Source organism: Pseudomonas kielensis (genome assembly GCF_014236655.1).
Classification (GTDB): domain Bacteria; phylum Pseudomonadota; class Gammaproteobacteria; order Pseudomonadales; family Pseudomonadaceae; genus Aquipseudomonas; species Aquipseudomonas kielensis.
On sequence record NZ_JACMYG010000009.1, the window covers coordinates 1 to 12514 of the forward strand.

At 59.2% G+C, this 12514-nt stretch carries 14 protein-coding genes; 11 read left to right on the top strand and 3 right to left on the bottom strand.

What is annotated here, in order from left to right:
* Window positions 1-61: 61 nt before the first annotated feature.
* Window positions 62-496, bottom strand: coding sequence for a Z-ring associated ZapG family protein (locus H7995_RS11075; protein WP_095168962.1), 435 nt, complete (start codon window positions 494-496; stop codon window positions 62-64).
* A gap of 146 nt (window positions 497-642) precedes the next feature.
* On the opposite strand from H7995_RS11075, the gene H7995_RS11080 reads away from it, so the two are divergent.
* From H7995_RS11080 to zapE, 3 genes are all read left to right on the top strand, one after another.
* Window positions 643-1272: an alpha/beta hydrolase gene (locus H7995_RS11080; RefSeq protein ID WP_166589725.1), complete on the top strand. Its 630-nt coding sequence runs from the start codon at window positions 643-645 to the stop codon at window positions 1270-1272.
* Between the two features lie 24 nt (window positions 1273-1296).
* Window positions 1297-2652, top strand: coding sequence for a tryptophan--tRNA ligase (locus tag H7995_RS11085; protein WP_185818368.1), 1356 nt, complete (start codon window positions 1297-1299; stop codon window positions 2650-2652).
* A 90-nt stretch (window positions 2653-2742) separates the two neighbouring features.
* The gene (gene zapE, locus H7995_RS11090) at window positions 2743-3837 is read left to right on the top strand and encodes a cell division protein ZapE (RefSeq protein WP_185818369.1); all 1095 of its coding nucleotides are present in this window, start codon (window positions 2743-2745) and stop codon (window positions 3835-3837) included.
* A 74-nt stretch (window positions 3838-3911) separates the two neighbouring features.
* On the opposite strand, the gene H7995_RS11095 is transcribed toward zapE, so the two are convergent.
* On the bottom strand, window positions 3912-4808 hold the full coding sequence (locus tag H7995_RS11095) for a GlxA family transcriptional regulator (RefSeq protein WP_185818413.1): 897 nt from the start codon (window positions 4806-4808) through the stop codon (window positions 3912-3914).
* A 244-nt stretch (window positions 4809-5052) separates the two neighbouring features.
* Here H7995_RS11095 and H7995_RS11100 point away from each other — a divergent pair, with 244 nt between their 5' ends.
* The gene (locus H7995_RS11100) at window positions 5053-6189 is read left to right on the top strand and encodes an acyl-CoA dehydrogenase family protein (RefSeq protein ID WP_206684549.1); all 1137 of its coding nucleotides are present in this window, start codon (window positions 5053-5055) and stop codon (window positions 6187-6189) included.
* 106 nt (window positions 6190-6295) lie between these two features.
* Here the strand turns inward: H7995_RS11100 and H7995_RS11105 are convergent, their stop codons facing one another.
* Window positions 6296-7336 (bottom strand): NADP(H)-dependent aldo-keto reductase, encoded by a 1041-nt coding sequence (locus H7995_RS11105; RefSeq protein ID WP_182342254.1) that lies wholly within the window; start codon window positions 7334-7336, stop codon window positions 6296-6298.
* Window positions 7337-7581: 245 nt separating this feature from the next.
* On the opposite strand from H7995_RS11105, the gene rplM reads away from it, so the two are divergent.
* The 7 genes from rplM to H7995_RS11140 all read left to right on the top strand — a co-directional run bounded on the left by rplM (window position 7582) and on the right by H7995_RS11140 (window position 12454).
* Window positions 7582-8010 carry a 50S ribosomal protein L13 gene (rplM, locus tag H7995_RS11110; protein ID WP_007905295.1) on the top strand — a complete coding sequence of 143 codons (429 nt, stop codon included), beginning with the start codon at window positions 7582-7584 and terminating at the stop codon, window positions 8008-8010.
* Between the two features lie 14 nt (window positions 8011-8024).
* Window positions 8025-8417 carry a 30S ribosomal protein S9 gene (rpsI, locus tag H7995_RS11115; RefSeq protein WP_003205364.1) on the top strand — a complete coding sequence of 131 codons (393 nt, stop codon included), beginning with the start codon at window positions 8025-8027 and terminating at the stop codon, window positions 8415-8417.
* 252 nt (window positions 8418-8669) lie between these two features.
* On the top strand, window positions 8670-9263 hold the full coding sequence (gene petA, locus H7995_RS11120; RefSeq protein ID WP_095168952.1) for a ubiquinol-cytochrome c reductase iron-sulfur subunit: 594 nt from the start codon (window positions 8670-8672) through the stop codon (window positions 9261-9263).
* Window positions 9263-10474: a cytochrome b gene (locus H7995_RS11125; protein WP_166589719.1), complete on the top strand. Its 1212-nt coding sequence runs from the start codon at window positions 9263-9265 to the stop codon at window positions 10472-10474. Before petA ends, H7995_RS11125 begins: the two co-directional genes overlap by 1 nt.
* Window positions 10474-11256 carry a cytochrome c1 gene (locus tag H7995_RS11130; RefSeq protein WP_182342252.1) on the top strand — a complete coding sequence of 261 codons (783 nt, stop codon included), beginning with the start codon at window positions 10474-10476 and terminating at the stop codon, window positions 11254-11256. The genes H7995_RS11125 and H7995_RS11130 overlap by 1 nt, the downstream gene beginning before the upstream one ends.
* 150 nt (window positions 11257-11406) lie before the next feature.
* Window positions 11407-12024, top strand: coding sequence for a glutathione S-transferase N-terminal domain-containing protein (locus tag H7995_RS11135; RefSeq protein ID WP_095168949.1), 618 nt, complete (start codon window positions 11407-11409; stop codon window positions 12022-12024).
* 16 nt (window positions 12025-12040) lie between these two features.
* Entirely contained in the window at window positions 12041-12454 is a 414-nt protein-coding gene (locus H7995_RS11140; RefSeq protein WP_166589717.1) for a ClpXP protease specificity-enhancing factor, read from the top strand.
* The last annotated feature ends 60 nt before the right edge of the window (window positions 12455-12514 follow it).

Below are 12514 nucleotides of genomic sequence, written 5' to 3' on the forward strand. Positions count from 1 at the left end.
CACAAAAAAGCCCCCGGGCAATCACTCATCCGGGGGCTTTTGGCGATCGCCTGAAAGCGTATTACTTCTTCAGGCCGTAATGCTCATCGAGCATGCCCGGTGCGTTGGGCGTTTTTGGCGCGTAGTCGCGAGGCGGTTCCTGGTCGCGCGGTGGCGTCAGGCGTTCCCGTGGGGCCTGGGCGGCATCGGCGTGCAGCGCGGCCAGCAGGCGTTGGCGAGTCTGCTCGTCCAGGGCCAGGCGGTTGGCACCCTCGGCGAGGTGGTCTTGTACTTCCTGATAGCTCTGGGTGAGTTTTTTCACCAGCGTTGCGGTGCTGTTGAAGTGGGTCACCACTTCATTCTGATAGCTGTCAAAACGTTCCTGAATGTCATCCAGCTGACGTTGCGTGCTGTTAGGCACGGCATTGGGCAGCAGACGCGCAACCAGGAATCCAATAGCGACACCGGCAACCAGGGCAAGAGTCGGCAACAACCAAACTAAGAGCGAGTGTTCCACGAGTCCTTCCTCTATAAACGGCTTTGCTTTACGTTAACGGCTCGGACCTGCGCTGTATACCGCGACGAGATCGCAATCATGCCAGGCGCAGACTTTTAGCTAGACGAGTCGACCCTTCGAGAGGTCACGGAGTTCCTTCCTTGCTTATGCGTGAAACCCCTGTAGAGATTGCCGGCCCGGTGGGTCAATTGGAAGCCTTGTACCTGGATTCCCCCGAACCACGTGGCCTGGCGCTGATCTGCCATCCCAACCCGGTGCAGGGCGGCACCATGCTCAATAAAGTGGTTTCGACCCTGCAACGCACTGCCCGTGATGCCGGCTTGATTACTTTGCGATTCAACTACCGTGGTGTGGGCGCCAGCGCCGGCAGCCATGACATGGGCAGCGGCGAAGTTGACGATGCCCAGGCGGCCGCCCAATGGCTGCGGGCCAGGCACCCGGACTTGCCGCTGACCTTGCTGGGTTTTTCCTTCGGCGGCTTTGTCGCGGCCAGCCTCGGTGGGCGCCTGGAAGCCCAGGGCGAAACCCTGGCCCGGCTGTTCATGGTGGCGCCGGCGGTGATGCGCCTGGGGGCTCAGGACCCGTTGCCGCAGCACGGCGCTCTGACCCTGATCCAGCCGGAAACCGACGAAGTGATCGACCCGCAGCTGGTTTACGATTGGTCCGCGGCCCTCGATCGCCCCCATGAGCTGCTGAAAGTGGCAGAATGCGGACACTTTTTTCACGGCAAGCTGACCGATCTCAAGGATCTGCTGCTGCCGCGCCTTTCGAATTGATTGCAGTCTGATAAGCGATTACCCATGACTACTCGTATGCGCATCCTCACCGGCATTACCACCACCGGCACCCCGCACCTGGGCAACTACGCCGGTGCGATCCGCCCGGCGATCGTCGCCAGCCGCGACAGCAATGCCGATTCGTTCTATTTCCTGGCCGACTACCACGCCCTGATCAAGTGCGACGATCCGCTGCGCATCCAGCGCTCGCGCCTGGAAATCGCCGCGACCTGGCTGGCCGGTGGCCTGGATGTGGACCGGGTAACCTTTTACCGTCAGTCCGATATCCCGGAAATCCCTGAGCTGACCTGGCTGCTGACCTGCGTCGCGGCCAAGGGCCTGCTCAACCGCGCGCACGCCTACAAGGCGTCGGTGGACAAGAACCTGGAGACCGGCGAAGACCCGGACGCCGGCATCACCATGGGCCTGTACAGTTACCCGGTGTTGATGGCTGCCGATATCCTGATGTTCAACGCGCACAAGGTGCCGGTCGGCCGCGACCAGATCCAGCACGTGGAAATGGCCCGCGACATCGGCCAGCGCTTCAACCACCTGTTTGGCCAGGGCAAGGAGTTTTTCACCATGCCCGAGGCGCTGATCGAAGAGAGCGTCGCCACCTTGCCCGGCCTGGATGGGCGCAAGATGTCGAAAAGCTACGACAACACCATTCCGTTGTTCACCAGCGCCAAGGACATGAAGGACGCGATCTCGCGCATCGTCACCGACTCCCGCGCCCCGGGCGAAGCCAAGGACCCGGACAACTCGCACCTGTTCACCCTGTTCCAGGCGTTCGCCACACCGGACCAAGCCGCTGAGTTCCGCAGCGAACTGTTGCAGGGCCTGGGTTGGGGCGAGGCGAAAAACCGTCTGTTCCAGCTGCTCGACAGCGAACTGGGCGAGTCCCGCGAGCGTTATCACCAACTGATTGCACGGCCTTCGGACCTGGAAGATATTCTGCAGATCGGCGCTAAGAAAGCCCGCGCCGTGGCCACGCCGTTCCTCAACGAACTGCGTGAAGCGGTCGGCCTGCGTTCTTTCGTCAATCAGACGCAAGTCGCTGCCAGCACCAAGAAAAAAGCCGCCAAGGCCGCGCGCTTTGTCAGCTTCCGTGAAGACGACGGCAGTTTCCGCTTCCGTCTGCTGGCGGCCGATGGCGAGCAACTGTTGCTGTCGCGCAACTTTGCCGACGGTAAAACCGCGGGGCAGGTAACCAAGCAGCTGCAATCCGGCCAGGCGCTGGATGTGCGCAGTGATGACCTGGGTTTCAGCGTCTGGCTCGAAGGCGCGTGTGTCGGCGATAGCCCGGCCTTTGCCGACAGCGCTGCGCGGGACCTGGCCATCGACGCCTTGCGGGTCGCTCTGACGCCAGTTCAGGAATAATCAACGGCGCGGCCCGACCAAGGGCCGATTGCCATTCTTTCGGGCCGTCGCTACAGTGACGGCCCGTTTTTGTTGCCTTGCTAACGAATTATGACGCCCCTAGAACGATATCAAGCTGATCTCAAACGTCCGGAGTTCTTCCATGACGCCGCCCAGGAAACTGCCGTGCGTCATTTGCAGCGCCTGTACGACGACCTGGTTGCGGCCTCGCAGAACAAACCGGGCCTGCTCGGCAAGCTGTTCGGCAAGAAAGACCAGGCGCCGGTCAAGGGCCTGTACTTCTGGGGCGGCGTAGGTCGCGGCAAGACTTACCTGGTCGACACCTTCTTTGAAGCGCTGCCGTTCAAGGAAAAGTCCCGGACCCACTTCCACCGCTTCATGAAGCGCGTGCACGAAGAAATGAAGACCCTCGGCGGTGAGAAGAACCCGCTGACTATCATCGCCAAGCGTTTTTCCAGCGAGGCGCGGGTCATCTGCTTCGATGAATTCTTCGTCTCCGATATCACCGACGCGATGATCCTCGGCACCTTGATGGAAGAGCTGTTCAAGAACGGCGTGACCCTGGTCGCGACGTCCAACATTGTGCCGGACGGCCTGTACAAGGACGGTCTGCAGCGTGCGCGGTTCCTGCCAGCAATTGCGCTGATCAAGCAGAACACCGACATCGTCAACGTCGACAGCGGCGTCGATTACCGCCTGCGTCACCTTGAACAAGCGGAGCTGTTCCACTTCCCGCTCGACGAAGCGTCCCACGAGAGTCTGCGCAAAAGCTTCCGCGCCCTCACGCCGGAATGCACCCAGGCCGTCGAAAACGACGTGCTGATGATCGAGAACCGGGAAATCCGTGCCCTGCGTACCTGTGACGACGTGGCCTGGTTCGACTTCCGCGAACTGTGCGACGGTCCACGCAGCCAGAATGACTACATCGAACTGGGCAAGATCTTCCATGCCGTGTTGCTCAGTGGCGTGGAACAGATGAGCGTCACCACCGACGACATCGCCCGGCGTTTCATCAACATGGTCGACGAGTTCTACGACCGTAACGTGAAGCTGATCATTTCTGCCGAGGTCGAACTCAAAGACCTGTACACCGGCGGTCGCCTGAACTTCGAGTTCCAGCGCACCCTGAGTCGCCTGCTGGAGATGCAATCCCACGAGTTCCTGTCGCGGGCGCATAAGCCGTAAGGTGTTTCGAAATATAAAAAGGGCCTGCAATTGCAGGCCCTTTTTTATGGTGCGCAGTACCGCTGCGGTAGCTCCTACGCGGCTTGCTGGAACTGCTGCCGGTACTGGTTGGGCGACAATTCGGTGTGCTGGCGGAACAGTCGGGCGAAGAAGCTCGCATCGTCGTAGCCGACTTCGTAGCTGATGGTCTTGATGCTTTTGCGGCTGCCGGACAGCAAGCCCTTGGCGGTTTCGATGCGCAGGCGTTGCAGGTAGTGCAGCGGCTTGTCGCCGGTGGCGGTCTGGAAGCGGCGCATGAAGTTGCGGATGCTCATGCCGTGCTCGCGGGCGACGTCTTCGAAGCGGAACTTGTCGGCAAAATGCTCTTCGAGCCAGTGCTGGATCTGCAGGATGATCACGTCCTGGTGCAGTTTCTGCCCGCCGAAGCCGATGCGGCCGGGGGAATAGCTGCGTTGCACTTCATACAGAATGTCGCGGGCCACGGCCTGGGCAATATTGGCCCCGCAGAAGCGCTCGATCAGGTAGATGTAGAGGTCGCAGGCCGAGGTGGTGCCGCCGGCGCAAAACAGGTTGTCGGCATCGGTAAGGTGCTTGTCCTTGTTGAGCTGGACCTTCGGGAAGCGCTCTTCGAAGGTGTTGAAGAAGCGCCAGTAGGTGGTTGCTTCCTTGCCATCGAGCAGGCCGGCCTCGGCCAGCCAGAACACCCCGGTCGCCTCGCCGCAGAGCACTGCGCCCCGTGCATGCTGCTCACGCAGCCACGGCAACACCTGTGGATAACGCTGGCACAACGTCTCGAAGTCGTCCCAGAACGCCGGGAGGATGATGATGTCGGCATTTTCCAGGCCACCGTCCACCGGCATCAGCACATCGCTGAAGCTGTTGACGGGTTTGCCGTCGGGGCTGACCACGCGGGTTTCAAAGCCGGGGGTCAGGCCCTGGCCCTGTTGTTTGCCGTACCGCAGGCTGGCCAGGTGGAAAAAATCCTTGGCCTGCATGAGGGTGTAGGCAAAGACCCGGTCGATCGCCAGGATGCTGACGCGCCGCAACGGCGTAGAAGATTGGATAGACATAATTCAATTTATTCTTATAGGGGAAAGTGGTCACCAAGCGGCTGGATCGTCTTATTTTTTGGCGGATGTGTCCAGTGTCCCGTTGCAAGTGGGGGGATTAGTCTCTGGCATACATTTTCGTTCAACAATAACGACAGGTGCCCCGATGATCCCTAGAACCTTGTTCAGCTCCGAGCACGAATTGTTTCGCGATAGCGTGCGCACCTTCCTCGAAAAAGAGGCCGTGCCGTTTCATGCTCAGTGGGAAAAGCAGGGCTACATCGACCGCGCGTTGTGGAACAAGGCGGGGGAGGCGGGGATGCTCTGCTCCCATCTGCCGGAGGAGTACGGCGGCCTGGGGGCGGACTTTCTCTACAGCACGGTGGTGATCGAGGAGGTGGGCCGGCTGGGCTTGACCGGCATCGGCTTCTCCCTGCATTCGGACATCGTCGCGCCGTACATCCTGCATTACGGCAGTGAAGCCTTGAAACACAAATACCTGCCCAAGCTGGTTTCGGGCGAGATGGTCACGGCCATTGCCATGACCGAGCCGGGCGCGGGGTCCGATCTGCAAGGGGTGAAGACCACGGCGGTACTGGATGGCGACGAGTATGTGATCAACGGCTCGAAGACCTTTATCACCAACGGCTACCTGGCAGACCTGGTGATTGTGGTGGCCAAGACCGATCCCAAGGCCGGGGCCAAGGGCACCAGCCTGTTCCTGGTGGAAGCCGACACCCTGGGCTTTGACAAGGGTAAGCGCCTGGAAAAGGTCGGCATGAAGGCCCAGGACACTTCCGAGCTGTTCTTCCAGGACGTCCGGGTGCCCAAGGAGAACCTGCTGGGGCAGGCGGGGATGGGCTTTGCCTATCTGATGCAGGAGTTGCCACAGGAGCGCCTGACGGTTGCCATCGGCGGCCTGGCGTCGGCGGAGGCGGCGCTGCAGTGGACCCTGGATTACACCCGCGAGCGCAAGGCGTTCGGCAAGTCGATTGCGGACTTCCAGAACACCCGCTTCAAACTGGCGGAAATGGCCACCGAGATCCAGATTGGCCGGGTCTTTGTCGACCGCTGCCTGGAGCTGCACCTGCAAGGCAAGCTGGACGTGCCGACGGCGGCGATGGCCAAGTACTGGGGCACTGACCTGCAATGCAAGGTGCTCGACGAATGCGTTCAGCTGCATGGCGGCTACGGCTTCATGTGGGAATACCCGATCGCCCGGGCCTGGGCCGATGCGCGGGTGCAGCGGATTTATGCGGGGACCAACGAGATCATGAAGGAGATCATTGCGCGTTCGCTTTGACTCGCGTTGCCGGCACGGACGCAATCGCGGGCAAGCCCGCTCCCACAGGTAGGGTGTGATCCTCTGTGGGAGCGGCGGTGCGACGATTCGAGGGTCTAGAGGCCGATCACGGCGCCGGGTTCGGGTGATCCTTGTGGATCGCCTCGATCCCCGCCAGCACTTCATCCGACAGCTTCAGGTCGAAGCTGGCAATGTTGCTGTCCAGTTGTTCGATCGTGGTTGCCCCGATGATGTTGCTGGTGACGAACGGTTGCTGGGTGACGAAGGCCAGGGCCATTTGTGCCGGGTCCAGGCCGTGTTCACGGGCCAGGGCGACGTAGCGGCTGCAGGCTGCTTCCGATTGTGGGTTGAAATAGCGACTGAAGCGGCTGTAGAGGCTCAGGCGGCCTTTTGCCGGGCGCGCGCCACCTTCGTACTTGCCTGACAGGAAGCCGAACGCCAGCGGCGAGTAGGCGAGCAGGCCGCATTGTTCACGGATGGCGATTTCCGCCAGGCCCACTTCAAAGCTGCGGTTGAGCAGGTTGTAGGGGTTTTGGATGCTCACCGCACGCGGCCAGCCACGGGCTTCGGCCAGGGCGAGAAAACGCATGGTGCCCCATGGGGTTTCGTTGGACAGGCCAATGTGGCGGATCTTGCCGGCCTTGACCTGTTCATCCAGGGCTTCGAGGGTGTCTTCCAGTGGTGTCAGGTTGACTTCGCTCTTGTGCTTGTAGCCCAGTTGGCCAAAAAAGTTGGTGCTGCGCTCTGGCCAATGCAACTGGTAGAGGTCGATCCAGTCGGTCTGCAGGCGCTTGAGGCTGGCGTCCAGGGCCTGGACGATGTGTTCGCGGTTGTGCTTGAGGTGACCATCGCGAATATAGTCGATGGTATTGCCGGGACCGGCGATCTTGCTGGCCAGGATCCAGTCGGCGCGGTCTCCACGGCTCTTGAAGTAGTTGCCGATGTAGCGTTCGGTGCTGGCGTAGGTTTCTGCCTTCGGCGGGACCGGGTACATCTCGGCGGTGTCGATGAAATTGATCCCGGCGCTCTTGGCTCGTTCGATCTGTGCGAAGGCCTCTGCCTCGCTGTTTTGCTCACCCCAGGTCATGGTTCCGAGGCAGATGGCGCTCACATTCAGATCGGTGCGGCCTAGCTGGCGATAGTCCATCGGGTGCTCCCTTGGCAAAACAATCATAAAAGCAGGTTGAAAAATTTTTCGCAATCTGCATAATTGCGCACCTCTTTCTGCAGTGGAAGTGATGCGCCGCCGCCGAAGAATCTTGCCGTTGAACGGACGCGCCGACCCGAGCCCCCGATAGCGTCTGTACCCGGCTGCCTTTGACTTGTCAAAGTACGCACTATTCAGTAAGATCCGCCGTCTAATTTACAGGGCGGCCCCTGAGGCTATAAAGAATGAAAACTTTTACTGCTAAACCGGAAACAGTACAGCGCGACTGGTTTGTCGTCGACGCTGCAGGTCAGACCCTGGGTCGTCTGGCCACCGAAATCGCGAGCCGTCTGCGTGGCAAGCATAAAGCTGAGTACACTCCTCACGTTGACACCGGCGACTACATCGTCGTTATCAATGCCGAGCAGATTCGTGTAACCGGTGCTAAAACCACCGACAAAATCTACTACTCCCACTCCGGTTTCCCGGGCGGCATCAAGTCGATCAACTTCGAAAAGCTGATCGCTAAAGCCCCTGAGCGCGTGATCGAGACCGCGGTTAAAGGCATGCTGCCTAAGAACCCACTGGGTCGCGACATGTATCGTAAGCTGAAAGTCTATGCGGGCGCTGTTCACCCTCATACTGCTCAGCAGCCCCAAGAACTGAAGTTTTAACGGAATAGTTCATTATGTCGGCGACTCAAAATTACGGCACTGGCCGTCGCAAGACCGCAACCGCACGCGTTTTCCTGCGTCCGGGCACTGGTAACATCTCCATCAACAACCGTTCGCTGGATAATTTCTTCGGTCGCGAAACTGCCCGCATGGTAGTTCGTCAGCCGCTGGAATTGACTGAGACTGTCGAGAAGTTCGACATCTACGTCACCGTGATCGGTGGTGGTGTAAGTGGTCAAGCTGGCGCAATCCGCCACGGCATCACTCGCGCTCTGATGGATTACGACGAAACTCTGCGCGGTGCACTGCGTAAAGCTGGCTTCGTAACCCGTGACGCGCGTGAAGTTGAACGTAAGAAAGTTGGTCTGCGTAAAGCGCGTAAGCGTCCGCAGTACTCGAAGCGTTAATTCGCTTTCGCGTTCAAAGCGCCCAGTCTCCTCGCGGAGCTGGGCGTTTTTTATGGGCGATGATTTTTGGTGTGACAACTTGCCACATCCGCAGAGGCCCTATACTACAAGGCTTGGCGGTACCCTCGGGTGGTAATTACCTTGTCAGAATTGGGGCTTTTCATTACCATTCTGCAAAATTTTTATAAGTTCAGATTTTTACTTAGTAGATGCCTGATTTAACAGGCCACAAAGCTGATGGGAGAGGACTGGATGAGCAATGACGGCGTGAATACAGGCCGGCGTCGCTTCTTGGTAGCAGCCACATCCGTGGTGGGTGCTGCAGGAGCGGTGGGGGCTGCGGTCCCGTTCGTGGGGTCGTGGTTTCCCAGTGCCAAGGCGAAAGCCGCAGGTGCACCGGTGAAAGTGAATGTCAGCAAAATCGAGCCAGGTCAGCAAATGATTGCCGAATGGCGCGGTCAGCCGGTATTCATCGTCCGCCGCACCCAGGAGATTCTGGGGAACCTGACGAAGATCGAGGGGGATCTCTCTGATCCGGACTCCAAGGCCTCGGTACAACCGACCTACGTGGATCCCAAGACGCGTTCGATCAAGCCGGAAGTGCTGCTGCTGATCGGTATCTGCACGCACCTGGGCTGTTCACCGACCTTCCGTCCAGAAGTGGCGCCGGCCGACCTCGGTCCAAAATGGGTGGGCGGCTACTTCTGCCCTTGCCATGGCTCCCACTACGACCTGGCTGGCCGTGTCTTCAAATCGCAGCCTGCGCCTTTGAACCTGCCAGTTCCCCCGCATTCCTATGAGTCGGACGACATCATTGTCGTCGGCGTCGATACGGAGAACGCGTGATGAGCAAGTTCATGGATTGGGTTGATGCGCGCTTTCCTGCGACCAAAATGTGGGAAGACCATCTCAGCAAGTATTACGCTCCGAAGAACTTCAACTTCTTCTACTTCTTTGGCTCCCTGGCACTGCTGGTTCTGGTTAACCAGATAGTTACCGGTGTCTGGCTGACCATGAGCTACACCCCGTCGGCGGAAGAGGCGTTTGCCTCCGTCGAGTACATCATGCGCGACGTCGAGTACGGCGCGATCCTGCGTCTGCTGCACTCCACCGGCGCTTCGGCGTTCTTCGTCGTGGTCTACCTGCACATGTTCCGTGGCTTGCTCTACGGTTCGTACCAGAAGCCGCGTGAGCTGGTGTGGGTGTTCGGCATGCTGATCTACCTGGCCCTGATGGCGGAAGCCTTCATGGGTTACCTGCTGCCGTGGGGCCAGATGTCCTACTGGGGTGCCCAGGTGATCATCTCGCTGTTCGGTGCGATCCCGGTCATCGGCGACGACCTGACCCAGTGGATCCGTGGTGACTACCTGATTTCCGGGATTACCCTGAACCGCTTCTTCGCCTTGCACGTCGTGGCCTTGCCGATCGTTATTCTCGGCCTGGTCGTGCTGCACGTCCTGGCGCTGCACGAAGTCGGTTCGAACAACCCGGACGGCGTCGACATCAAGAAATACAAAGACGAAAACGGCGTACCGCTGGATGGCATTGCCTTCCACCCGTACTACACCGTGAAAGATATCGTCGGCGTGGTGGTGTTCCTGTTCATCTTCTGCTCGATCGTGTTCTTCTTCCCGGAGATGGGCGGTTACTTCCTGGAGAAGCCGAACTTCGAAGTGGCGAACGCCTTCAAGACCCCAGAGCACATTGCTCCGGTCTGGTACTTCACCCCGTTCTACGCGATCTTGCGTGCCGTTCCCGACAAGCTCCTGGGCGTTATCGCCATGGGTGCCGCGATCGCCGTGCTGTTCGTCCTGCCATGGCTTGACCGTAGCCCGGTCAAATCCATGCGCTACAAGGGCTGGATGAGCAAGATCTGGCTCTGGGTGTTCTGCATTTCGTTCGTGATCCTGGGCGTGTTGGGTGTTCTGGCGCCAACGCCAGGTCGTACGCTGTTGTCGCAGGTATGTACCTTCCTGTACTTCGCCTACTTCATTCTGATGCCGTTCTACACCCGGCTCGAGAAGACAAAACCGGTTCCGGAAAGGGTGACTGGCTGATGAAAAAGCTATTTGCTGTACTGATTCTTGCTGCTATGCCTGTGTTCTCGTTCGCATCTACTGCGGGCGGTCCTGAGCTGGAAAAGGTCGACATCGACGTCTCCGATAAAGCAGCAATGCAAGATGGCGCACGTACCTTCGCCAACTACTGCATGGGTTGCCACAGTGCCAAGTTCCAGCGCTATGAGCGTGTGGCCGACGATCTGGGGATTCCCCACGATCTGATGCTCAAGAACCTGGTGTTCACCGGTGCCAAGATCGGCGACCACATGAACATCGGCATGCAGCCGGCAGACGCCAAGGCCTGGTTCGGCGCTGCGCCGCCTGACCTGACCCTGGTGGCGCGGGTGCGTGGCACTGACTGGCTCTACGGCTACCTGAAGTCGTTCTACGAAGATCCGTCGCGTCCTTGGGGCGTGAACAACAAGGTGTTCCCGAACGTCGGCATGCCCAACGTGCTGGTCGGCCTGCAAGGTCGCCAGGTCGTAGGCTGCAAACAGGTGCAGATCGTCGAAGACGGCAAGAAGCAATATGATCCGCTGACCGGTACGCCGCTGACTCATGAAGCGTGCGATCAGTTGACCATCGTGCCGAAGTCCGGTGCCCTGACCGAAGAGCAGTTCGATGAGAAGGTCAAGAATCTGGTAACCTTCCTCGCTTACTCGGCTAACCCGGTTAAGCTGGAGCATCAGCGCATCGGTACCTACGTACTGTTGTACCTGGCGTTCTTCTTCGTATTCGCTTACTTGCTCAAGCGCGAATACTGGAAAGATGTGCATTGATCTAGCTTCAAGCATTTGCTGTTAATCGCGCGCGCCCAAGGGCGTCTCTGTAAACGTAGCGGGTCTGGTTATCCAGGCGTTACGGGAGACGCCCTCTGGGCGCGCTCGTTTTTCCGCTTTCAATAATTTCAACAAGCGAGGAGGACCGCCATGGGCGTGACCAACCGGTTGGCCTGTTACTCCGACCCCGCCGACCACTATTCCCACCGAGTGCGAATCGTACTGGCAGAGAAGGGTGTCAGCGCCGAGATCATCAGTGTGGAGGCGGGCCGTCAGCCGCCAAAACTGATCGAAGTGAACCCTTACGGCAGCTTGCCCACCCTGGTCGATCGTGACCTGGCGTTGTGGGAGTCGACCGTGGTGATGGAATACCTGGATGAGCGTTATCCCCATCCACCTTTGCTGCCGGTGTATCCTGTGGCGCGGGCCAATAGCCGCCTGCTGATCCATCGCATCCAGCGTGATTGGTGTGGCCTGGTGGATTTGATCCTGGATTCACGGACCAAGGAGCCAGCGCGCGTGCAGGCACGCAAAGAGCTGCGAGAAAGCCTCACGGGTGTCTCGCCGCTGTTCGCCGACAAGCCGTTTTTCCTCAGTGAGGAACAAAGCCTGGTCGATTGCTGCCTACTGCCCATACTCTGGCGTTTGCCGATTCTGGGTATTGAACTGCCGCGGCCAGCCAAGCCGCTGCTTGATTATATGGAGCGCCAGTTTGCGCGTGAGGCATTCCAGGCGAGTCTGTCTGGTGTTGAACGCGATATGCGCTAAGGCTTAAGGAGCCGCTATGAACTCCAGTCGTCCTTATCTCGTCCGTGCGCTCTATGAGTGGATTGTCGATAACGATTGCACCCCGCACATGCTGGTCAACTCCGAGTTTCCTTCGGTGCAGGTGCCACAAGGTTTTGCCAGTGACGGACAGATTGTCCTGAACGTTTCGCCCGCTGCCGTGCGTCATCTGCACATGGATAACGATGCAGTGAGCTTTGAAGGTCGCTTCGGTGGTGTGCCGCACACCCTGTACGTGCCTATCGCTGCGATCCTGGGCATTTACGCCCGGGAGAACGGCCAGGGTATGGTGTTTGACCTGGAGTCGCCGGTAGAGGGCGAGGAAGAGTTCGAGCCCGAAGACGATCTGCCGCCACCCGACAACGAGCCGCCGCGTCCGAGTGGGCGGCCAAGCTTGAAGGTGGTGAAGTAATAAAAAAGGCGACCCGCGCAGACTGTGTGAAAACCTAGCAATCTGCCGGCCGGTTAAACA

Excerpts from the sequence above, each read along its gene's own strand:
- H7995_RS11080 (WP_166589725.1), top strand. The coding sequence starts at position 643 with ATGCGTGAAACCCCTGTAGAGATTGCCGGCCCGGTGGGTCAATTGGAA.
- H7995_RS11085 (WP_185818368.1), top strand. The coding sequence starts at position 1,297 with ATGACTACTCGTATGCGCATCCTCACCGGCATTACCACCACCGGCACC.
- zapE (WP_185818369.1), top strand. The coding sequence starts at position 2,743 with ATGACGCCCCTAGAACGATATCAAGCTGATCTCAAACGTCCGGAGTTC.
- H7995_RS11100 (WP_206684549.1), top strand. The coding sequence starts at position 5,053 with ATGATCCCTAGAACCTTGTTCAGCTCCGAGCACGAATTGTTTCGCGAT.
- H7995_RS11105 (WP_182342254.1), bottom strand. The coding sequence starts at position 7,336 with ATGGACTATCGCCAGCTAGGCCGCACCGATCTGAATGTGAGCGCCATC.
- rplM (WP_007905295.1), top strand. The coding sequence starts at position 7,582 with ATGAAAACTTTTACTGCTAAACCGGAAACAGTACAGCGCGACTGGTTT.
- rpsI (WP_003205364.1), top strand. The coding sequence starts at position 8,025 with ATGTCGGCGACTCAAAATTACGGCACTGGCCGTCGCAAGACCGCAACC.
- petA (WP_095168952.1), top strand. The coding sequence starts at position 8,670 with ATGAGCAATGACGGCGTGAATACAGGCCGGCGTCGCTTCTTGGTAGCA.
- H7995_RS11125 (WP_166589719.1), top strand. The coding sequence starts at position 9,263 with ATGAGCAAGTTCATGGATTGGGTTGATGCGCGCTTTCCTGCGACCAAA.
- H7995_RS11130 (WP_182342252.1), top strand. The coding sequence starts at position 10,474 with ATGAAAAAGCTATTTGCTGTACTGATTCTTGCTGCTATGCCTGTGTTC.
- H7995_RS11135 (WP_095168949.1), top strand. The coding sequence starts at position 11,407 with ATGGGCGTGACCAACCGGTTGGCCTGTTACTCCGACCCCGCCGACCAC.
- H7995_RS11140 (WP_166589717.1), top strand. The coding sequence starts at position 12,041 with ATGAACTCCAGTCGTCCTTATCTCGTCCGTGCGCTCTATGAGTGGATT.